Here is a 21336-nt window from a genome sequence, read left to right as displayed (position 1 = left end):
CCTCAGACCGTTAACGCAAGGCGTCGAAGGCGATGTTCAGATGGCGGGGGCCCCGCAGCACCGCGTTCTGCCGGTAGGGCGGCGGGTCCTCGACCAAGCGGGGTCCGTCGAGCCGGCGGGCCAGTTCGGTCAGGGCGATCTGCGTCTCCAGCCGGGCCAGCGGAGCGCCGAAACAGCTGTGGACGCCGCTGCCGAAGCCGAGGTGCTGGATGTCCCCGCGGTCCGGGTCGAAACGCTCGGGGTCCGAGAACCGCTCCGGATCGCGGTTGCCCGCGCCGAGGACGAGCCAGATGCGCGAACCCTTCGGGATGGTGACCCCGCGCACCTCGATGTCGGCGATGGTGCTGCGCTGCGGAACGATCTGCACCGGTGGCTCGAACCGCAGCAGCTCCTCCACGATGTTGGCCGACAGACCCGGATCGTCCCGCAGCCGCGCCAGGATGTCCGGGTACCGCAGCAGGGTGAGCATGCCGTTGGTGATGAGATTGACGGTCGTCTCGTGACCGGCGATCAGCAACAGCAGCGAGGTGCTCAGCACCTCCATCATCGTCATGGCGCCGTCCGGACCGTGGCTGCTGACCAGGTCGGAGAGCATGTCGTCCTGAGGTTCCTTGGTGCGCTGCTCTACCAGGGAGGACAGATACATGCCGAGCTGCATCCGCGCCTCCTGCGCGGTCTTCCGGAATTCGGCATCGGCGTCCCTGCGGGTGTCCGGGTCGAGACTGGCGACCACCGGGTCCACCCACCCCCGGAACTTCGGTTCGTCCTCCCGGGGCACCCCGAGCAGCCGGCAGATCACCGTCACCGGGAAGGGGTAGGCGAACTGGTCGACCAGGTCGATCTGCCGTGCGTCGCCGAAGCCGTCGATCAGACCCGTGACGATGTCTGCCAGCTCGCCCCGCATGGAGTCGATCCGGCGTGGCTTGTGCGGCGGGCCGAAGGCGCTGTTGGTGATCCGGCGCAGCCGGTCGTGCTCCGGCGGATCAAGCCGGATGAAGGACGGAGGAAGCCCCGTCTCCTCTGGCTTGGACAGCTCATCGGCTCCGGCGGCGGTCAGGTTCGCGGCGTCCGAGCTGACCCGAGGGTCGTGGAGCAGAGCCTCGATGTCCCAGTACGAGCTGAAGACGTAGGGACCATCCTCCTCCTCGTGCAGCACCGGCGTCTTGCGGAGTTCCTCGTAGAGCGGATACGGGTTGGCACGATTGGCGAAGTCGGTGATCTGGCGCATCAGCGAGGCTTGGGTCATATCGGGTCCTTGGGGCGACAGGCCTGGGTGGCGGTCAGTGGTGGGCCGGGGTGAAGACCAGCTGACGGTCGGTCGGCGAGAAGCCGCTGAGGGTCACGGTGGGACCGTGCGTCGGCAGCGACGGGTCGGGGAAGTCGGCGGCGACCGGCTTCCGGCCCTCCGGGCGCCGGTCCATCGTCGGGAACTCCACCGGGAACGGCGCGCCGCGCTCGATCTGCCGCTGGTAGAACTCCAGCCACCGGGTGTTGTCGAAGCTCACGGCGGCCACCATGCGGCCCCGGTGACCGTAGACGGCGATGAAACGGCGTTCGGCCAGCGATCCCTGGGTGACCATGAGCTGGTCACCCATCGGCGGTACCCCGACCGACTTGATGTTCACGCCGAACTGCGAAGACCAGAAGGCTGGCATCCACATGTGGGGGCGGCGTTCGGCGCCCGCGCTGATCATGTTGTGCGCGGCGGTCTCCGCCTGGGCGACGGCGTTGCCCCAGTGCTCCAGGGCGAGGAACTGGTAGCCGAACAGCGGGTGCGGCGACCGCGCGACATCACCCGCGACGAAGACGTCGTCGGTGACGATGCCCCGGAAGTCGAAGGCCCGGCAGCCCGCGTCACAAGCGACGCCGCGGGGCCCGGCACCGAGCCCCGACCCGTTCAGCCATTCCGTGTTGTACAGCGAGCCCAGGGAGACGACCACGACATCCGCCTCGATGACGCTCTCGTCGGACAGGTGGACGGCCCGCACTCGGCCGACCGAGTCGCCCTCCAACTCGGTGACCGTGACTCGGGTGCGCAGGTCCACGCCGTTTTCCAGCTGCAGTTCGGCGGCGACCGCACCGATCGTCCCGCCGAGGGCGCCCACCAGCGGCGCGCCGGCCCGCTCGGCCACGGTGACGGCGATGCCCATCTCCCGGCAGGCCGAGGCGATCTCCGAACCCGCGAACCCGGCGCCGATGACGAACACCCGGCGCGGCCCGGACTTCAGCCGCTGGTACAGCGCGGTCGCGTCGTCGCGGGTGCGCAGCACGAAGACGCCGTCCAGACCGGCCTCCGCCTCCTTCGGCCAGGGACGGGCCCGGACGCCGGTGGCGATGAGCACGCGGTCGTACTCCACCTCGTCCCCGTCAGCCAGCCGTACCCGCTTGGCGGTCAGATCGAGGCCGGTCGCCGCGACGCCGAGCCGCCACGTCGCGTCGATCTCCCGGCGGTGCGGCAACTCGGTGTGGTGCGGGGACGCCTTCCCCAGTAGGACGGCCTTGGACAGCGGTGGCCGGTCGTACGGTTCGTACGGCTCGTCACCGATCATCGTGAGCGAACCGGTGAAGCCCTCGGCGCGTAGGGTCTCGGCGGCCCGAAGCCCGGCCAGTGAGGCGCCCACGATCACGATGCGTCCCTCGTGCCGGAGCCGGTCCACGTGGTCAGCTTCCATGGGAAGCCTCCCGGGCGGACTCGGCCGTCGGTTCGGCCGCACCGTCCAGGCCGTCGGCCGTGATCGCCTGTACCGGACAGGCCGCGACGGCACGCGCGAGGCCCTGCCGCTGGTCCTCGGCTACCCGTGGGTTGTAGACCAGGGATTCCTCGCCGTGCATGGTGAAGACATCGGGTGCGAGGAACGCGCACTGCGCGTAGCCCTGACACTTGTTGAGATCGACGACTAGCCTCATGGGCGTTTCGACCTTTCGGTGGCCAGGTCCGGTGCGCGTCCCCTGGTGCACGGGCACTTCCGGACGGCGGGCAGCTCTCGCTTGCCAGCATGGGAGCCGCGCCACCCGGTCCGCGCGCTGGTGCACGCCGATCGGGTGAGCGGTTCGCCAGCGGTGCAGAGGCCACCGTGCCGTCGTGGCCCCGGCCGGAGCCGCCGGTGGGGTGGGCCGCTCAGGAGGCCGCTGCGGGGTGGGTCCGGTTGTGGCCGCTCACCACGAGGATGTAGAGGCTGAGCACCAGTGACCAGGCCGGGAAGACCAGGTCTGTCAAGGGGAGGCTGGGCGAGACGAACAGCAGGGCCAGAGCGGTGAGGGAACCGAGGGCCGTGAGCCAGCGGGGCAGGACGCCGAGGCGTTTGCCGAGGACCGACAGGGAGGACACGAAGACGGCGGCCATCCGCGTTGCGTAGCTGGTCATCATCGTGTGGGCGAAATGGCGGCCGAAGTCCCAGGAGGCCAGCGTGGGTGTGGACCCGCTGGAGTGTGTGACCGCCAGCACAGCGCTGGCCGCTGCCGCCGCGACGAACATCGTGGCGGTGAAGACCAGACCGCTGCCGAGGAAGACGGTACCCAGGAACTTGTCCTCGACCTCGCCGACGTGGGCCCGCACGGCTCCCATGAACCACAGGAAGAAGATGCCGGCGAACGGCAGGAGCGACAGGGCCGTCTGCACCGCGCCGCGTTGCTGGGAGTCGGTGAACCCTTGCGCGTTGACCGCGTCAGCTCCTTGGGGGATCCCCATCCGGATCAGGATGATGGCAGCGGCCAGCAGCAACGCGAAGGCGATCCCCGCCAGTGCGGCGGCTCGAGGGGTCTCCAGCGCCTTCTGCGTCGGCCCTTTTCCCTGCATGTGTGGCCCGCCTCCACTACATCGGCTACCGCCACCAGCAAAGCCTCGCGACGGTGGCCCGCGCCATCGCAGGGGCCCACTTGGCCGAGCCGGTGGCACCCTGGTGGCAGCCCGACGGCCCCGGACGGTGACGCCGGCGGCCTGACGCCGCCGTTGCCGGGGGTGCCCGCGGCCGGGGCGTGGACCAGGCGGCACGCCGGACCGGATCGACACAGGGGTACTGGATGCCCACCGGGCGGTGGACGTGGACCAGGGTCCACCGCCCGGTGGGCACCGGTGACGGCCGGGGTGAAGCACCCGCGGCCGTCATCCCGCTTCCCGGCCGGGTGCCGGGTGCCGGGTGCCGGGTACGGGTGCCGGCTGTGCTGGCCCCTGGCCCCCTTCACCGCACGGCCGGCCGCCGACGGGACGGACCGGATCACCGGCCGGAGCAGCACATCGAGGCAGGCGTGGTCACGGAGCCTTGTGGTGTCAGAGCCGGGAAAGTTCGTCCACCAGATCGTCCAGGCCCAGCGACCCCTGCGACAGCGCGGCCATGTGCCAGGCCTTCAGGTCGAACGCGTCGCCGTGCCGCTCGCGTGCCCTTTCCCGGCCCAGCAGCCATGCCCGCTCACCGAGCTTGTAACCGATCGCCTGGCCCGGAATGGTCAGGTATCGGGTCAGCTCGCTCTCCACGAAGTCGGCGGGCCGGCTGCAGTGCGCGCCGAAGAACTCCTCTGCCAACTCGGGTGTCCAGCGCTCACCGGGGCGGAACGGCGAATCTGCCGGGATCTCCAGCTCCAGGTGCATGCCGATGTCCACGATCACCCGGAGCGCCCGCATCATCTGCGCGTCCAGGTAGCCAAGCCGTTCCTCCGGGTCCGTCAGATAGCCCAGCTCGTCCATCAGCCGTTCCGCGTACAACGCCCAGCCTTCCGCGTTGGCGCTGACCCCGCCGACCGTCGCCTGGTAGCGGGAGAGGTTCTCGGCCACGTGCGCCCACTGGGCGAGCTGCAGGTGGTGTCCGGGGACACCCTCGTGGTACCAGGTGGACACCAGGTCGTACACCGGGAACCTGGTCTGGCCCATCGTCGGTAGCCAGGTACGGCCGGGCCGGGAGAAGTCCTCCGACGGCCCCGTGTAGTACGGGGCCGCGGCACCGCCCGGCGGGGCGATGCGCGACTCCACCTTCCGCACCCGCTCGGCGAGTTCGAAGTGTGTGCCGTCCAGGTCCTCGATGGCACGGTCCATCAGGTCCTGCAGCCACTCGCGGACCTCGTCCACGCCCTGGATGTGCCGGCCGTGCTCGTCGAGATGTGCCAGTGCGGCCCACGGCGTCTCGGCGCCGGGCAGGATCTTCTCCGCTTCCTGCTTCATTTCGCCGAGGATCCGGTGGAACTCCGACCAGCCGTAGGCGTACGCCTCGTCCAGGTCCAGGTCGGTGCCGTTGAAGTACCGGGCGCAGCGCGCGTACCGCTCGCGGCCGACCACGTTCGGGGCGCCCTCGATGGCCGGCGCGTACACGTCCCGCAGCCAGTCCCGCAGCTCCGTCTGGGCCTCAGTGGCCGCACGGGCCGCCTGGTCCAGTTCGGTGCGCAGCGCGTCGGGCCCGGCCGCGGCGAAGTCCTCGTACCAGCCACGCCCCTTGCCGTCGATGTCCGTCCACTCGGTGAGCTGCCGGATGTAGGTGGCGGTCGGGCGGGGAGCCGCGAACAGCTTGCGGTCCAGGCCGAGTTGGAGCGACTCGCGGTAGCCCGCGAGCGCGCCCGGCACCGCGCGGAGCCGCTCGGCGATCGCCGCCCAGTCCTCCTCCGTCTGCGCCGGGGTGACCGTGAAGATGTCCCGCACCGAGTGGCCTGGCGTGTCCATGTTGCCCATCGCGCGGAGATGTTCGTCCGCCTCGTGCATCGCGAGTTCCGCGGTCAGTCGCTCCCGCAGTAGCCGTCCGCAGCGCCGCTCCGCATCGCTGTCCGCACCGGACTGCCGCTCTGCCCCGTCCAGCTTCGCGAGCGTCGTCCGCGCCAGCTCCGCGAGGGCCTCCTGGCCGGCGGGCGAGTAGTCGGGGAGCCTGTGAGAGCTCTCCTTGACACCGAGATAGGTGCCGGTGACCGGGTCCAGGGCTATGAGATCGGCGACATAGGCATCGGCGACCTGCCGGGGCAGTGGGCTGTTGGTCTCTGACATGCCGACCATCCTCGTATGAAGAGGATCACCGCGTCACCGGGTATGGGGGATTCAGCTCTGGGCGTGGCCGGGAGGCAGCAGTGGTCCGCACTCCCACTGCTGGAAGATCAGCCGGGTCTCCACCCGGGCCACCTCCCGCTGTGAGGTGAACTCGTCCAGTACCAGCCGCTGCAGGTCCGCCATGTCCGCGACAGTGACATGCACCAGGTAGTCGTCCGGTCCGGTCAGATGGAACACCGTCCGAGCCTCCGGCAGCGCGCGGATCCGCTCCACGAACGGCCCCACCAGTTCCCGCCGGTGTGGCCGGACCTGCACCGACAGCAGCGCCTGGAGCCCGCGCCCCAGCTTGGCCGGATCGAGTCGCAGCTGGTGCCCCAGGATCACGCCCGAGCGGCGCAGCCGGGTCACCCGATCCAGGCAGGTCGACGGCGCCACACCGACCTGTGCGGCGAGATCGCGGTAGGTGGTCCGGGCGTCGTTCTGCAGCAGCCGGAGTAGATGCAGATCCACCGGATCCAGTACGACAGATTCAGCCATTGGCCGAACGTAGCACGGTGTCGGGCTCCGGTGAACCGTTCGATATTCACTCTTCCGCCCATGGACGCAGCGAGCACCGGTGCCTACGACGACGTACGCACCGCTTCGAGAGCCCTGGCCACCGAGGCCGTACACGCCGGCCGCGACGATCTCGCCCGTCAGGGCCTGCACGCCCCGCCGATCGATCTGTCCACCACCTACCCCTCCTACGACAGCCGCGCCGAGGCCGCCCGCATCGACGCCTTCGCCACCGACGGCGCCGACCCGTCCGGGCCGCCCGTCTACGGCCGCCTCGGCAATCCCACCGTCTCCCGCTTCGAGACCGCACTCGCCCGTTTGGAAGGCACCGAGTCGGCGGTCGCCTTCGCCAGTGGCATGGCCGCGCTCAGCGCGGTCCTCCTCGCCCGCTCCGCCACAGGCCTACGGCATGTCGTGGCTGTACGCCCCCTGTACGGCTGTAGCGATCATCTCCTGACCGCCGGACTGCTCGGCACCGAGGTCACCTGGACCGATCCGGCAGGCATCGCCGATGCGCTGCGCCCGGACACCGGTCTGGTGATGGTCGAGTCCCCGGCCAACCCGACGCTCGCCGAACTGGACCTGCGGGCCGTGGCCCATGCCTGTGGCTCGGTTCCGCTGCTCGCCGACAACACGTTCGCCACGCCGGTGCTGCAACGACCGGTCGAACAGGGCGCACGGCTGGTGCTGCACAGCGCCACCAAGTACCTCGGCGGTCACGGCGATGTGCTGGCCGGGGTGGTCGCCTGCGACGAGGAGTTCGCGGGCCGACTGCGGCAGATACGGTTCGCCACGGGGGGTGTCCTGCATCCACTGGCGGGCTACCTGCTGCTGCGCGGGCTCTCCACCCTGCCGGTGCGGGTGCGGGCCGCCTCCGCGAACGCCGCCGAACTGGCCCGCCGCCTCACCGCCGACCCGCGCGTGGCCCGGGTGCACTATCCGCGGATCGGCGGCGCGATGATCGCTTTCGAGGTGCACGGCGACCCGCACGAGATCATCTCCCGGGTCCGTCTCGTCACCCCCGCGGTGAGCTTGGGCAGCGTGGACACGCTCATCCAGCACCCTGCGTCCATCAGTCACCGGATCGTCGACGCCGACGACCGGCGCGGTGCCGGGGTGAGCGACCGACTGCTGCGGCTGTCGGTGGGCCTGGAAGACGTCGACGACCTGTGGGCAGACCTGGACACCGCCCTGGGGGAGTACGTGGGTACGCCGGTCCCACTTCAGGAGGTCCGGGGATGACGGGCTGACCGGCACGGGCGCTACTGGCGGCCGGGGCGTCGGCGGCGGGCGCCGCCGGACGCCGACACCCCGGTTGGGCGTGCGCCCGGCCGTGACTCAGCGTCGCCGTGTCGGGCCCGCCTCCTTGGTGTCGACCGCGGACGGTCCGGTGTCCCGCCGCCGGGCCGCCCGCGGGTTCTCCGCGTGTTGGTGTGGGTCGCAGTCAGTCCCGGTGGGTCGGACCGCCAAGCCGCCGCAGACCGCCGTCATGCGGCGGACGGGAGGCGACCGGGGTGGCGTCCAGCCGGGCCGTGATGACCAGCGTGCCCTCCTCGACCTGGTAGTCCAGGGGCAGCCCGAGGCCGCGCATCGCAGCTACCATCCCCGTGTTGGAGGCCTGCGTCACGGCGTACACACTCTCGCAGCCGGCTTCCACCGCCATCGTCACCAGGCGGCCGAGTAGTTCGGCGCCGATGCCACGCCGCTGCCAATCGTCCTCGATCAACAGTGCGACCTCGGTCTCGTCCCCGTCCCACAGCAGGTGCCCGAGGCCGACGATGCGGCCCGAGGCGGTCTGCGCGGCCAGCGTCCGCCCGAAGCGAGGGCTGAGCAAGTGCTTCAGATAGCGGTCCGCGTCGCCGACCGGGCCGTGGTAACGCATACCGAGGGTGCGCGGGGAGCAGCGCTCGTGCATCGCCTTCGCCGCGGCAAGATCCGCGGTACCGACCCGGCGCACGGTGATGTCGTCGCCCGCGGCCAGCGTCAGCACATCGTGGCTGCTCGGAACCCGGGGACCGAGCCGGCCGTCCAGTTCCACCAGCGCCCGGGCCCGCGCGAACTCGGTCGGCGTGAAGGGCAGATACGGCCGCTCCACGGTGAGCACACCACCCTCCGGCGCCCGCAGCCGGATGACGGTGTCCTCCAGCAGGCCCTCGACCGGCACGGGCTCCGGACCACGTCCCCCACCGGCCGGTGTGCCGGGCAGTGAGCGGATCGTGCAACGGCCCAGGAGCTGGCGCAGGGCTAGCGGCAGTTCGGCGGCGTCCAGTGCCGTGCGTGCAGCCAGGCCGAGTACCCGGGTGGGGGCGTCGACCAGATCGTGAGCGTCGGCGCGTTCGATCCAGGTGGACGTACCTCCGGCCAGTGCCGCCGCGCGGGAGATCTCGGCCGCAGGCAGTGCTGCGGGCGCCCGGAGCAGGAACTCGTCCACGGTGCCGTCGGCCAGCGGATGCGTCTGCAGGCTGAGAATGTCGACTCGCTGCTCGGCAAGCACCATGCACAGTGCGGCCAGCGAACCCGGCTCGTCCTTCACCGTCGTCCGCATCCGCCACAGCACGCTCGCACCAGCCGCGCGGTCCATGGGGATGCCGGTGGGCGCGGGCCCGGTCGGCGGCGTTCCGGCGGCCGACCGGGCGCTGGTATCGCTGGCTGGTGGCGCGTGCCCGTGTCGGCGCGCCCACCAGGCGTGGAAGCCGGCCGTCGCTGCCAGCACGATCGCCGAGATCACCAGCAGGGCCGGGCCGTCGGGCCCGTGCCCGATCAGGTTCGCCACCCCGTCCGCCACGGCGACGGCGGTGAAGAGCGCGGCGAGCTCGACCATATCCCGCCGCCAGTGGTGCACGGGGCGACCGTGTCTCGCCCGGGTCACATCAGACATGTCTGGAGTCATGCAGCCACAGTGGCGGCAGGGTGTTGCGTGATCACGAACGGTTTGTGACTGATGGGTAAAAGCATGCTCCGCCCTATTTATTGCCTTTTCTACTATCGCTGGGGGCCGGTGGTCCGTGGTGCTGCGCTCGGGCAGCAGTCGGGCCGTGCAGGCGTCTATGGGCCCGGGCCGTGCAGGCGTCGAGGGGAGCTGCGGCCGATGACCCGGGCGGTGTTCGTCGTGCCGTGATGCACCGCACTGCCATCCGGGCCTGGGGTGAGCACGTCCAGGCGCGCGTACACCCGCCCCAACCGAAGAAGGGCTCGAAGTCCACCCGGTCGCCGTTGCCCGTCACCACCGGGGCGAGCGAGGCGCGCAGTTGCGACTGGTCGTACCGTGCGACCGCACCTGGGCCACCGCGAGCAGCCCGGCGGCTGCCATGTGGGGCGGGGTCAGAAAACCTGTGAAGAAACGCGAATGGTCCTCGACACCCATGGGTGTCGTACCCCGGGAGATTTCGCTCCCAGGTAGCGCCTGCCAGCGGCGGACTTCAGTGCGGAGGACCGGCGACAGGCCACGGCCCGCAGGGATCGCGTCATGGGAGGACCGTAGAGGCGACCGACAATCAACTCAACCTGTGGAAGCTGCTGCAGGCGCGGCGTCGAACTGCCCACGGACCGCAGGATTCGCCGGCCGCGCTCCGGGGGATGACGCCGGCGCGCGGCACGATGTGAAGAGTACGGGATCCGCGATGTGCCCGAGGCGTACCAGGGCCCCACCGGTGTCAGCGGGCCACCCCGGCCGGCCGCGGCCCGGTGTGAACAGCACGCTGCCGCCCGGCACGTCGGCGGGAGACGCACCAGGCGTCAGTGGCCCGCAGACGAGCCCCCAGACAGGTTCGGTGTCCGTGCTGTGTGACCGGCTGCGAGTCGGACCGTCCGGAAACCGGCCCGCCGGTCGACCGGTTCTCCGACTCCGCCGTACGGATCAGCGGCTGCAGTCCAGGATGACCCGTGCGACCAGCGCCGGGTCGTCGTTCATCGGGCAGTGGCCGCAGCCGGGCAACTGCACCAGTCGCGCCTGCGGGATGATCCGCTTGGCCCGGATGCCCTGGCGCCGGACCAGGAGCCGGTCCCGGGTGCCCCACGCCACCGTGACCGGCAGGCCCGGCAGGTCGTCGGTGAATTGGACGGTGGTGCCCGCGCGCAGCGTCGCGTCGAAACCGGTGGCTCCCGCGAGGGCCAGCGTCTCGGCGACCACGGCTTTTGGGGCCCGACGCGTCGGACGGCCGTAGATGGTGCTGGTCAGCGCGGTGCGGCCGGCCGCGGTGCGGCTCAGGCGTTCCACCAGCGGCAGCGGGAGGCGCTGTGCGATGCCCCGCATGGCGAGCAGCACCGCGAAGGCGTACCGGCGCTCGGCCTGCGTCCAGAAGCCAGCCGGGGACAGGGCCGTGACGGAGCGTACGAGCTTCTCCCGGCCGAGTTCCAGGGCGAGCAGGCCGCCCAGCGAGTTGCCGGCTATGTGCGGACGGTCGAGGTCGAGCGCCTCGAACAGGGCGCCGAGCACGGAGTCGGTGGTGGGCAGGTCGTAGGAGAGGCCGTTCGGTAGGGCGGGGGAGGCCCCGAAGCCGGGGAGGTCGAGGGCGATCACATCGCGTTCGGTGGCGAGGATGTCCACGACCGGGTCCCAGGCCTGCCGGTGGTGGCCGATGCCGTGCAGCAGGACCAGCGGTTCACCGTGCCCCACGCGCGCGTAGGACACGGTCACGTCCTTCGGGCCGTGTGGGGTGGGGACCTTGAAGGAGACGGTGGCGGACATGGAGTGCTCCTCTGGGTGCTGACGGACGCCGTAGACAGCTTGTCAGCAATTGCTACCGCCGGGTAGTCCCCCGTGTGACGGAGGCCGGCGCCCGCAGGGCGTGCGTGGTCTCCTCAATGGGCCCGCCGCACTTCGATGTTGAAGTCCGCGTTCCCGATCCGCCGGAACAGTCCGAGCCACAGTGGCAGATACATCTCCACCGCGCGCGCCGACCGGATGCCGCCCAGGTCCCACACCCGTTGCGCCGGCCAGCCGAACTCCCCAAGCATCACGATGACCTGCTCCTTGGCTTCGGCGTCCTCGCCGCACACGAACACGTTGTGTTCGCCCGGCACCCGTCCCGGCTCCGTCATCACCTGGCAGTTGACGGTGTTCAGCGTCTTCACCACGCGTGCGCGCGGGAAGGCCCGCTGAATGCGCTCGCCCACGCTGTCCGACTCCACGGGGTCCAGGCGCAGCTCCCCGTCCTCGATGGCCAGGGGATTGGACACGTCCACCACGATCTTGCCGTCGAGGTGCTCCCCGCCCGCCGCCTCCAGCGCTTGGAGTGCCACCCGGCCGCCGACTGCGTTGATCACCACCTCGGCGGCTGCGGCCGCGTCCGCGAAGTTCCCCGCGTGGGCCCGGCCCGCCGCGGCCGTGGCCCACTCGTGGGCCACCGGGTTGTCCTTGGAGCGGGATCCGAGGGTCACTTCGTGCCCCAGCTCCAGCAGTCTGCCACCCAGCGTGCGGCCCACCTCGCCCGTGCCCAGTACCGCGTAACGCATCGGCCCTCCAGATCGCTAGTCGCCGCCCGTCGGCGGTCCGCGGCCATTGTGATCCGAGTCGTCTCCCGGAGGCGTCCATTGCAGGAGGACACCCCGCCGTCGTGTCGGGTGGGATGGGGAGGCGGCAGCCGACCTCGCGAGCGACGTCGTCGAAGAACACCGGCTCCTGCTCACGTACGTTGCCTCCCGCGTGCTCGTTCGCGTCACGGACGCTGAGGGCGTGGTCCAGGACGCCTGGCTACGCTGGACAGGTGCTGCCGATCGCGTGGCGGTCCGCGAACCGTGCGTCCATCTGGTGCGCGTCATCACCCGTCTGGCCATGGACTGGCTGCGCCAGGTACGGGCACGTGGCGAGACCCACCTCTCTGGTCCGGTCCCCAGCCCGACACCCTGTGCCAGCTGGACGTCGTAGACGGCTGCAATGCCGTCTGCATCATGCACAACCCGCGCAAATTTCCACAGAGTGCCGACTCCGGCATCATGCCCGCCGGCCTCGGACTGCCGGGGCTTCGCTGGGGCTGCGTGGGCTTTGCTGCGATGTCATGAACGGCACCACTTGCGAACGCCTCGTGAACGGTCCGCGGCGAACCGCCTGTGCAGTGCCTAAGGGATCGAGGATTGGTCTTGACCAAGGGTGATGGCCGCCCTATGGTCGCAGATAAGTGCAACAACCTTTAATAAACAAGGGCGCCAAAACCGCCGGACCACGGCTCTTGCGGAGGACAGGGTGGGGACCACGCAGCTGGAATCGGTGCCGGAACCGAAGTACTGGCATCTCAAGACCGTTCTCAGTGAGGCATTGGACTCCGAGTTCTCGGTCGGTGAGATCCTGCCCAATGAGCGCGAGCTCGCCGCCCGCTTCGGCGTGGCCCGTGCGACGCTGCGCCAGGCTCTGGAGCAGCTTGAACTGGAGGGCCGACTGCAGCGACGACGCGGCGTCGGCACCACCGTCGCACCCCCACGCGTCGGCGTGGCCGTAGGCACCGAGCAGCACGCCTGGCCGGGGGCCAGCGGAGACGTCTGGCAGTCCGTTGACAGTGTCCTGGCGACACCGCCTGCGGTGGTAGCCGCGGCGCTGGAATGCAGCACGGACGAGCCCGTCCACACGGTGCGCCGGTCCCGCATGTCCCACGGCCAGCGCGTCGCCACCGAACTTCTCTACATCCTGGCGGCGGCGGTGCCCGACCTCACCGCGATCGACGCCCCCTCCGGCGCTGCACGCGCGCGTGCGGTGCTACGCGAACTGCAGCACCTGACACTGGAGGGGCAGGACCGCGCCGTCGAGCTGGGCTCCGCGCGTGCGGACGACGCCAAGGAACTCGACCGGCTCCCCGGCTCGCCCGTCCTCGTCGTCACCACCCGCTTCTTCGCCCAGGGCCGCACCGCCGCAGTGTCCGTCGCCACATACCGCGCCGACACCTGCCGACTGACCTTTGGCGACCCGGCCGGAGTGGAGATACACCACGACCCCGAGCAGCAGGCCTCCTGACCCCTGTGACGTCTGTGACCTCTGTGACCTCTGTGTTCTGACGGCGGGGCTGCCGTGGCGCGGCGGCAGCCCGTGCCGTGGAGGCCATCCGGTTCCTCCGTAGACGTTCCGCTCTTCAGGGCGGAGAGGAAACGGGCTCCTGCCGAGCAGGTCGAGGGGCTGCGCTTTGATGACGGAAGCTGCAGCCGGGACCGGAGCGGTGCCCCGGACCGGATCCGATCAGCGCCGTGCCGTCGCCGTGCCCTCCACAGCGAACAACTGCGCCTCGACGTGGTCCAGGGCGAGCCGCAGCGCGCCCGTGGCCACGGCCGCCTCGCCCAGCAGCGACAGCGTCACCTGGGGCGGGCGCAGACAGTAGCGCGCCAGTTCGCGGCGCAGCGGTTCCAAGACGCCGTCGAGACCGGATGCCCAGCCACCGATCACGACCAGCTCCGGATCGAGCGCCAACACCAGCGCGGCCACGTCGTGTACGAGCCGCTGGATGAACCGTTCGACGGCCGCGCGCGCCCGCTGGTCGCCCCCCCGAGCCAGCGCGAACACCTCGGCGACCGCTTGTTCGTCCAGCGGGTGCAGGGGTTCGTCAGTGGTGGACAGCAGAGTCTCCGGGGTCACCTCCCGGCCGAGCAGATGCAGCGCGCCGATCTCCCCAGCCGCCCCGCCGTAGCCGCGGTGCAGCCGTCCGCCGATCAGCGAGCCCGCCCCGGGGCTCAGCCCGGCCAGCACGAACACCACGTCGTCCGACTCCCTCGCGGCGCCCTTCCAGTGCTCGGCGACGACGGCCGCGTTGGCGTCGTTCTCCACCAGCACCGGGCACTTGAAAGAGCGGCTGAGGCGGTCACCCAGCCGCAGGCCCGTCCACTGGGGCAGGGCCGTGCCCAGCCGTACCGTGCCGTCCGCCTCCACGATGCCCGGCGTGCCCACCCCGACCGCGCGTAGCGAACTGCGTGCGATCCCGGCCCGTCGCAGCAGTTCGGCGACCACACCGCGCAGCCGGTCGAGCCGCTCGTCCGCCGGGTCGGTCACGTCGACCTCCTTGGCTTGTGCGCCCAGCACCCGCCCATCCAGGTCGGACAGGAGTGCCGCGACCCGGTGTGGCCCGATCTCCAGACCCAGCAGATGTCCTGCCTCAGCCCGGAACCTGAACCGGCGGGCGGGCCGCCCCTGGCGGCGTGCCGTACCCTCGTCCGCCGCCGTCTCCACGACGAGCCCTGCCTCGGTGAGCCCTTCCACGACGCCTTCGACAGTAGGCCGGGACAGCCCGGTGACCCGGGTGATCTCGGTGAGCGTCGCGCAGTCCGCAGCACGCAGTGCGTGCAGCACCACCGCGGAATTGATCCTTCGCAGCAGCGAGGGGTCACCGCCGGTCAGCTGCCCCACCGTCCGTCCCTCCAGGTTGCGGGCGTGTTGGCCGGATCGTACTCGCCCCGGCGGGCCCCGGCGAGCACCGGGCTCCGCCCCGGCCGGCGACGGCGGGTCAGCCCGGTCCGGCGGCGTGGCCCGGCTCGGCGAAGCCGGGCGGGCGTGCTGCCGTCCGGTCGGCTGGTACGGCTGCCGTGCTGCCGTCCGTGGCAGGCCCGAGGACCCAGCGGCACAGCAGTAGGGAGGCAGCACGCCGGGTGGGTCCTGCTGCCTCCGGACGTGGGCAACGCGTCACGCCGACCCACGTCGGCCCGCCCGCCCGGGCAGGGACGCGGCCGGGCGTGTTGCCGGACCGGCACGGTGTTGGACGGGTGCATGGAGTCCCGGTCGGAGGAGGTGCCTGACGGGCCGCCAGATGTCAGTGGTGCGCGCTTTACTGGACCGCATGGACATCGCGAAGTGCCTGGCCCTGATCGACCTGCTGTGCACCGAGGAGTTCCCCGCGCATCGGTGCAGGACGGACACTGGTACGGGCGGGCCGGGGTTCCTGATAGCCGAATTACAGACCAGCGGCGACTTCTTCGAGGACGACGGCACCGAACGGGCCGAGGCGGAGGCGCAGTACGAGGCCGACCGGGACGCCCTGGGCGAGCGGCTCGCCGAGCGATGGGGACCAGCGGACGTCTTCAGCCTGTTCAGCGTGTTCCAGCGGGGCATGGAAGGAGAGGAGACGGCTCAGCCATGGGGGACGCTCGCCTCGCACGTACCCGACGTACACCTGTGGCGGGTTGACCCGGGGCGGTGGGTGGCCCTGGGCGTCTCCCAGTGGGACGGCGAACTTCCCTTCCAGTTGCTGGCCATAGTCACCACGGCGGCACCGCCCTGAGCAGGGCCCCGCGCCCACCCGTACGGCCTCCCGGCGCCGGGGCCGCCCGATTCCTCAAGGGTCGGCCCTCAAGCCTCCGTCGCCGTGCGCAGCCGCGCGAACTCCGCTGCCATCGTCGCCGCCGTCCAGTGCGCGTTCAGCCCGCTGGGATTGGGCAGCACCCAGATCCGGGTGTTGCCGATACCCCCTTCCTGAGGCCCCACTTGCGCTGTGCGGGCGCCGAACGCGGCACGGTACGCGGTCACTCCGACCACGGCCAGCCACCCCGGCTGAAGTCGCCGCACCTTTGCGGTCAGCCGCCGTCCGCCCGCGATGTACTCCTCGGCGGTCAGCTCGTCCGCCCGTGCGGTCGCCCGAGCCACCACGTTCGTGATGCCCAGCCCGTACGACAGCAGTTCCTGCTGTTCGGCCGGGGCGAGCTGTCGCGGGGTGAAACCCGACAGGTGCAGCACCGGCCAGAAGCGGTTGCCAGGGCGGGCGAAGTGATGGCCGGTCGCAGCCGTCATCAAACCCGGGTTGATGCCGCAAAAGAGCACCCGGAGGCCGTCCGTGACCACATCCGGGACGAGTCGGTCGCGGGCGGCCTCCAAGTCCGCCTTGGTGAGACGGGTCAGAGGATCGCTCCAGGGGTGTAGCCGGCGGCCTCCGGGCGTTGCTTGGCGATCTCCTCGATCCGGCCGATGACCGCGCCGACCTGGTCGCCAGCGGCCCCGGTGAAGGACAGCTTGTCGGCCATCAAGGCCTGAAGCTGCTCACGGTCGAGCGGCAGGCGCTCGTCGGCGGCGAGCTTGTCGAGCAGGTCGTTACGCTCGGCGCCCTGCTCGCGCATCGCGAGCGCGGTGGACACGGCGTTCTCCTTGATCGCTTCGTGCGCGACCTCGCGGCCGACACCGGCCCGGACGGCACCCATCAGCACCTTGGTGGTGGCCAGGAAGGGCAGGTAACGGTCCAGTTCACGGGCGATGACGGCGGGGAACGCGCCGAATTCGTCGAGGACCGTCAGGAAGGTCTCCAGCAGACCGTCCAGCGCGAAGAACGCGTCCGGTAGTGCGACCCGGCGCACCACCGAGCAGGACACGTCGCCCTCGTTCCACTGGTCGCCCGCAAGCTCGCCGGTCATCGACGCATAGCCGCGCAGGATCACCATGAGGCCGTTGACGCGCTCGCAGGAGCGGGTGTTCATCTTGTGCGGCATCGCCGAGGAGCCCACCTGGCCCGGCTTGAACCCCTCGGTGACCAGTTCGTGCCCGGCCATCAGACGGATCGTCTTGGCCAAAGAGGACGGCGCCGCCGCCAGCTGCACCAGCGCGGTGACGACCTCGTAGTCCAGTGAGCGCGGATAGACCTGGCCCACCGAGGTGAGGGCCTGCGAGAAGCCGAGGTGCCGTGCGACCCTGTTCTCCAGTTCGGCGAGCTTCGAGGCATCACCACCGAGCAGGTCCAGCATGTCCTGCGCGGTACCGACCGGACCCTTGATGCCCCGCAGCGGGTACCGGTCCAGCAGCTCCTCGAGGCGGGCGTGGGCGACGAGCAGCTCGTCGGCGGCGGTCGCGAAGCGCTTGCCCAGGGTGGTGGCCTGCGCGGCCACGTTGTGCGAGCGGCCGGCCATGACCAGCTCCGCGTACTCCCCGGCGAGCCTGCCGAGGCGCGCCAGGACGGCCACCGTACGGTCGCGCATCAGCTCCAGCGAGAGCCGGATCTGTAGCTGTTCGACGTTCTCCGTGAGGTCACGGGAGGTCATGCCCTTGTGCACGTGCTCGTGCCCGGCGAGGTCGTTGAACTCCTCGATCCGCGCCTTCACGTCGTGCCGGGTGACCTTCTCGCGTTCGGCGATCGAGGCCAGGTCGACGGTGTCCAGGACGTGTTCATAGTCGGCGATCGCCCCCTCCGGCACCTCGATGCCGAGGTCCTTCTGGGCCCGCAGCACGGCGAGCCAGAGCTGCCGCTCCAGCTTCACCTTCTGCTCGGGGGACCAGAGCGTGGCGAGTTCGGCCGAGGCGTAGCGTCCGGCGAGGACGTTGGGGATGCGGGGCTTGGCGGGCGCTGAAGTCACGTGTACGGAGTTTACCCGGCGTCCGTGAGGGCTCCGGGACGTCCATACAGTCCGGAGAGCGCAGGTCGCGTGCACTCGGACCTGCGCTCTCCGGTGGGTCTGTGAGACACGTGCGAGACGGCCGTTTTGCCGCCGTCGGGATTCGGTGGCTGGCGCGTCCTCTTGGGCACACCGTGCCTTGCCGCTCGGTGAGTGCGGCTTGCCCTTGCCGCTCGTGGAGACGTGGCTGCCGCACTTACGTGATCGCCGCGTTCGCCGATGGTGCCCGATGACCATGGCGTTGACCAGGGTCAGGGTCAGAAGCCGCTCATCGCCGCGCACGTACCGCAGGCCTTCGCCGATCTCCTCACCCAGCCGGCGGGCCCGCGGTCGATGCGGGGCGGGTTCGCGGGCCTGGATGCGGGCGGTACATCCGGCACTGACCAGAAAGGAGGCGACGTCGCCGATCAGCGCCCGGGCGGGGCCGAGCAGCGCGGTCAGCGCGGCGCCGAGGTGGCTTCCGGCGGTTGCGAACAGCGCGCCCACGCGGCTGTTGCTCCGCTGGATCAAGGGCTGGTCGACGAGGCTGCGCAGGAGGCTGATGGCCGCCGTGTCGTGCAGTGCGCTCGCTGCCCCCTGGACCACGGCGACGATCATGAGCTGCGTCAGGGTCAGGGTGCCCAGCGCGGCCGCCACCGGCACGGTGGCGAGCACCGCGGCACTGATCAGGTCACCGGTGATCATCTGCCGGCGCTTGGAGTGTCGGTCGGCGAGCGCGCCGGCGTGCAGGGCGAGCAGCGCGTGAGGGAGCTGTCCGAGGAACGCCAGCCACGCGACCTGGGCGGTCGTGGCGTCCAGGTGGAGCACGGCGAGCACCGGCAGCGCCATCTGGGTGAGCGAGCTGCCGGCCACGCTCGCAGTCTGGCCGGGCAGGTACCTGCGGAAGTCCCGGTGCCACCACAGCGAGGCGCCCGGGACAGAGAGGGTCTCACCGCAGGACATCACGGAGCACCTCCTCGGCTTCGTCCAGGCGCTCCCACAGCACGCCCGCGGCCTCGTGCCGGGCGTGCCCGTACGCCTCCAGCGCCGGGGTAACCGCAGCGGGATCGTTCAGCGGCTCGGACAGGGGATAGACCGAGCAGGCCAGGTACCCGGCGGCAACCCGCGGCACGGCGAGGAGGTCCTCGGCCGGAAGCCGCGGGTTCGCCGCCCGGTAGGCACCGACCGCGCGGGCCAGGCCCGGGATCCATTCGTCCGGGCGGGCCAGGACGGTGCGCGGGTCCAGCACGATCCGGCCGAGCTCCCAGGCGGCACTGCGATGCGACGGCGGCCGGAAGTCGATCACCGCGGCGACCGCCTCGCCGCGCAGCAGCAGGTTGGGCGAGGCAAGGTCACCGTGCACGACCTGCGTCATCACGGTGGCCGGCAGCTTCTCCAGGCGGGCCGCAACCTCGGGAAGGGCGGCACGACGCTGCTCCGCGGTCTGGGCGCACCAGGCGGCGAACCCTTCCGGTGCCGGCGGCGCGGCGGACCAGCGGGCGAGGAGTTCCTCCAGCCGCCGCCCGGCCCGCGCGACGTCGCACACTGCGCGGGACGCAACAGGGCGCGGCGGTCCGACCGGGTGGCAGGCCAGGACCCGGTGCAGCCGGCCCACGGTCTCACCCACTGACGCCCACCGGCCGCCGGACAGACCGCCCTCCGCGGTCTGCGCATCCGCGACGTACTGCGCCACGGACACCGACAGCCCTCCGGCTGAGGCGATCACGTCGCCGGTCACCGTCCGCCGCACGCCCGGTACCGGCACCCCGCCCCGCCTGGTCATCTCCCCCAGAGCCAGCGCCCGCCGCTCCTCGGCCACATCAGTGCCGGGCGGGTACGCCTTCACGAACCACCGCCCGCCCTCACGGTCCTCGGCGAGGTAGTTGCGGGTCGCCGTTCCCGACGGGCCCTGGCTGACTGCCGCCGGTGTGATCCGGTACAGCAGCGCCAGGAGCCTGGCCACGACCATCGCCTCGGCCTCGCCGCTCATCTCGGTACCCCCGGCATCGGGGCAGTCCTGCGGACGGCGCCGGGCCGGGCGCCCGGCCCGGGCCTGCGGCTGGTAGGTGTAGGCACGTCGTTTACCAGCCCATCTGCGAGAACGCGCGGCCCTCGGCGATGCTGCTGATGGCCCTCCGGGTGTAGGAGACGAGACGGTCCGGAAGCTCGCGCGCCGGCCACCACTTCCAGGTCAGGCACTTGTCAGGCTCACGGACCTCCGGAGCGCCCTCCCACCGGCGCGCTCGGAAGACGAGCTGCATCAAGGGCAGGCTGCCTGGGGTGTCCACGACATGGACGACGTGCGCAAGCTCGACGTCAGCGGGGTCGATGACCAGCCCCGCCTCCTCCCACGCCTCGCGGACCAGGCACGCGAGGGCGGACTCCTGCTCGCACCGCCCGGCGAGGTAATGCCAGGTGTCGCCCGCGAACTTCGCATCGGGGTGACGCAGGCCGAGCAGCACCCGGCCCTCGTCGTCTTCGAGGTGGAGGTGGACCCCGATGCCGTTCAGCACGGTCCGGCTGCCCCCGTCCCACACGAAAGGAGCCACGGCCTGGCCGTCGTCCAGAGGATTCTCGGCGGCGTGCCGGTGAATCAGTGCGTGGGTGGCGGGGCTCAGCCGCAGCCGGTCCAGCCTGTCGGGTGTGAACCAGTGCAGCAGCACCCCCTCGTGTAGCCGGAGCCGCTCGGGGCTGCCGCGCCACCGGCCCGCGAACACCTGACCTGGGACGCTGAGGCCGTCGATGCTGGTGGCGGCCTCCACGGCGTAGGGCGTGAGGTCCTTGAGGCGGAGGTCGGGCACCTCCTCGGACAGCTCCCGCAGCAGCGTGCCCTCAAGGCTCTGGTCGTCGTGCGTACGCCCGCCGCCGAGGAGGGCGAACGCCCCCGACTCCCAGATGACGCCGGGCTTGTGGTCGCGCAAGTGGAGCAGGTAGCGGCCGGCCCCGTCGTGGATCAGAGCGGAGGCCTTCACCGGCTCCGGCCAGCCGTCCAGCCGCGCCTGGAGGAGCTTCGCGCGCAGAGTCGGCGAGGTGACCTCCGGCTGCGGGAGCCACTGGGCGCCGGACACCTCCTCGTCCTGCAGCACGATCGCCGGCGGCTCCTCCCCGGCGAGGTAGAAGACGTAGCGGACGTCGTAGTGGCGGTGGGCCGGTTCACCCTTGGACAGGTTGGCGGCGATGTCGTGGACGTCGATGTCGATCGGAGAGCCGAGAAGCTGCCGGGTCGGGCACAGGGCACCCGGCGGGATCCCTGCCTCCTCCGACACCTCGCGCAGCGCCGCGGCGAGCAGTGTGCGGTCGGCGGGCTCGATGTGGCCACCGGGAGTGAGCATGCGGCCGCCGGTGGACCGGTGCCGGATGTGCAGCACCCGGCCCTGCCGGTCGATGACGACGGCGCTGCACGTGACGTGCCCAGGCAGCGTCGTCCGTGCGGTCGCATCGACGGGCCGGTCCAGGGCGGCGAGCAGCCCGGTCAGGGCGTCGCGCTCGCCGGGGTGCCGGTGGAGGTATGCCTCGACGGTCCTGCGGACTGCGGTGGAGCTGGGGGGCATGGGTGTCGTCTC

18 protein-coding genes and 3 pseudogenes are annotated in these 21336 nt (G+C 71.2%); 5 read left to right on the top strand and 16 right to left on the bottom strand.

The annotated features are described in order from the left end of the window. Nucleotides 1–10: 10 nt before the first annotated feature. The 4 genes from LK06_RS02905 to LK06_RS02890 all read right to left on the bottom strand — a co-directional run bounded on the left by LK06_RS02905 (nt 11) and on the right by LK06_RS02890 (nt 3796). Nucleotides 11–1246: a cytochrome P450 gene (locus LK06_RS02905; protein WP_039654088.1), complete on the bottom strand. Its 1236-nt coding sequence runs from the start codon at nt 1244–1246 to the stop codon at nt 11–13. Nucleotides 1247–1280: 34 nt separating this feature from the next. Continuing rightward, nucleotides 1281–2672 carry an NAD(P)/FAD-dependent oxidoreductase gene (locus tag LK06_RS02900; RefSeq protein WP_039654087.1) on the bottom strand — a complete coding sequence of 464 codons (1392 nt, stop codon included), beginning with the start codon at nt 2670–2672 and terminating at the stop codon, nt 1281–1283. Further along, complete coding sequence (locus LK06_RS02895) at nt 2662–2907, bottom strand: ferredoxin (protein ID WP_039654086.1); 246 nt, start codon at nt 2905–2907, stop codon at nt 2662–2664. The genes LK06_RS02900 and LK06_RS02895 overlap by 11 nt, the downstream gene beginning before the upstream one ends. Nucleotides 2908–3118: 211 nt before the next feature. Further along, the gene (locus LK06_RS02890; protein WP_039654084.1) at nt 3119–3796 is read right to left on the bottom strand and encodes a hypothetical protein; all 678 of its coding nucleotides are present in this window, start codon (nt 3794–3796) and stop codon (nt 3119–3121) included. 2 nt (nt 3797–3798) lie between these two features. Between LK06_RS02890 and LK06_RS34820 the strand changes: the two genes are divergently transcribed. Beyond that, nucleotides 3799–3927, top strand: coding sequence for a hypothetical protein (locus LK06_RS34820; RefSeq protein WP_267886113.1), 129 nt, complete (start codon nt 3799–3801; stop codon nt 3925–3927). 340 nt (nt 3928–4267) lie between these two features. On the opposite strand, the gene LK06_RS02885 is transcribed toward LK06_RS34820, so the two are convergent. Together LK06_RS02885 and LK06_RS02880 are read right to left on the bottom strand one after the other, a co-directional pair. Beyond that, nucleotides 4268–5959, bottom strand: coding sequence for a DUF885 domain-containing protein (locus LK06_RS02885; RefSeq protein WP_039654083.1), 1692 nt, complete (start codon nt 5957–5959; stop codon nt 4268–4270). Nucleotides 5960–6010: 51 nt separating this feature from the next. Then, the gene (locus LK06_RS02880; protein WP_039654082.1) at nt 6011–6496 is read right to left on the bottom strand and encodes an Lrp/AsnC family transcriptional regulator; all 486 of its coding nucleotides are present in this window, start codon (nt 6494–6496) and stop codon (nt 6011–6013) included. A 60-nt stretch (nt 6497–6556) separates the two neighbouring features. Between LK06_RS02880 and LK06_RS02875 the strand changes: the two genes are divergently transcribed. Then, on the top strand, nt 6557–7756 hold the full coding sequence (locus LK06_RS02875; protein ID WP_039654081.1) for a trans-sulfuration enzyme family protein: 1200 nt from the start codon (nt 6557–6559) through the stop codon (nt 7754–7756). A gap of 202 nt (nt 7757–7958) precedes the next feature. On the opposite strand, the gene LK06_RS02870 is transcribed toward LK06_RS02875, so the two are convergent. From LK06_RS02870 to LK06_RS02855, 4 genes and pseudogenes are all read right to left on the bottom strand, one after another. Next, nucleotides 7959–9392, bottom strand: coding sequence for a GNAT family N-acetyltransferase (locus LK06_RS02870; protein ID WP_234367343.1), 1434 nt, complete (start codon nt 9390–9392; stop codon nt 7959–7961). A 224-nt stretch (nt 9393–9616) separates the two neighbouring features. Beyond that, a pseudogene (locus tag LK06_RS34190) lies at nt 9617–9982 on the bottom strand (SWIM zinc finger family protein); the annotation flags it as partial. Nucleotides 9983–10370: 388 nt separating this feature from the next. Next, complete coding sequence (locus LK06_RS02860; protein ID WP_039654080.1) at nt 10371–11201, bottom strand: alpha/beta fold hydrolase; 831 nt, start codon at nt 11199–11201, stop codon at nt 10371–10373. 113 nt (nt 11202–11314) lie between these two features. After that, nucleotides 11315–11968, bottom strand: a complete 654-nt coding sequence (locus LK06_RS02855) for an NADPH-dependent F420 reductase (protein WP_039654078.1) — start codon at nt 11966–11968, stop codon at nt 11315–11317. Between the two features lie 160 nt (nt 11969–12128). On the opposite strand from LK06_RS02855, the pseudogene LK06_RS02850 reads away from it, so the two are divergent. Together LK06_RS02850 and LK06_RS02845 are read left to right on the top strand one after the other, a co-directional pair. After that, a pseudogene (locus tag LK06_RS02850) lies at nt 12129–12380 on the top strand (sigma factor); the annotation flags it as partial. Between the two features lie 315 nt (nt 12381–12695). Continuing rightward, nucleotides 12696–13457: a GntR family transcriptional regulator gene (locus LK06_RS02845; RefSeq protein ID WP_039654075.1), complete on the top strand. Its 762-nt coding sequence runs from the start codon at nt 12696–12698 to the stop codon at nt 13455–13457. Between the two features lie 219 nt (nt 13458–13676). Here the strand turns inward: LK06_RS02845 and LK06_RS02840 are convergent, their stop codons facing one another. Beyond that, nucleotides 13677–14834, bottom strand: coding sequence for an ROK family transcriptional regulator (locus tag LK06_RS02840; RefSeq protein ID WP_043407651.1), 1158 nt, complete (start codon nt 14832–14834; stop codon nt 13677–13679). Nucleotides 14835–15261: 427 nt separating this feature from the next. Here LK06_RS02840 and LK06_RS02835 point away from each other — a divergent pair, with 427 nt between their 5' ends. After that, nucleotides 15262–15702 carry a hypothetical protein gene (locus LK06_RS02835; RefSeq protein ID WP_039654182.1) on the top strand — a complete coding sequence of 147 codons (441 nt, stop codon included), beginning with the start codon at nt 15262–15264 and terminating at the stop codon, nt 15700–15702. A gap of 68 nt (nt 15703–15770) precedes the next feature. Here LK06_RS02835 and mug read toward each other — a convergent pair whose 3' ends face one another. The 5 genes and pseudogenes from mug to LK06_RS02815 form a co-directional block, all read right to left on the bottom strand. After that, nucleotides 15771–16316 carry a G/U mismatch-specific DNA glycosylase gene (mug, locus tag LK06_RS02830; RefSeq protein WP_039654073.1) on the bottom strand — a complete coding sequence of 182 codons (546 nt, stop codon included), beginning with the start codon at nt 16314–16316 and terminating at the stop codon, nt 15771–15773. Next, nucleotides 16313–17755, bottom strand: a complete 1443-nt coding sequence (gene purB / locus LK06_RS33615; RefSeq protein ID WP_039654181.1) for an adenylosuccinate lyase — start codon at nt 17753–17755, stop codon at nt 16313–16315. The genes mug and purB overlap by 4 nt, the downstream gene beginning before the upstream one ends. A gap of 279 nt (nt 17756–18034) precedes the next feature. After that, nucleotides 18035–18736 (bottom strand): annotated as a pseudogene (locus LK06_RS33610) (MFS transporter); the annotation flags it as partial. Continuing rightward, nucleotides 18723–19763: a phosphotransferase enzyme family protein gene (locus LK06_RS02820; protein ID WP_267894059.1), complete on the bottom strand. Its 1041-nt coding sequence runs from the start codon at nt 19761–19763 to the stop codon at nt 18723–18725. The pseudogene LK06_RS33610 and the gene LK06_RS02820, both read right to left, overlap by 14 nt. A 91-nt stretch (nt 19764–19854) precedes the next feature. Then, the gene (locus tag LK06_RS02815) at nt 19855–21324 is read right to left on the bottom strand and encodes an NUDIX hydrolase (protein WP_043407654.1); all 1470 of its coding nucleotides are present in this window, start codon (nt 21322–21324) and stop codon (nt 19855–19857) included. Between the last annotated feature and the right edge of the window lie 12 nt (nt 21325–21336).

The sequence above is a fragment of the Streptomyces pluripotens genome, from assembly GCF_000802245.2.
Lineage (GTDB): Bacteria > Actinomycetota > Actinomycetes > Streptomycetales > Streptomycetaceae > Streptomyces > Streptomyces pluripotens.
This window is presented reverse-complemented; position numbering and strand designations above follow the sequence as displayed.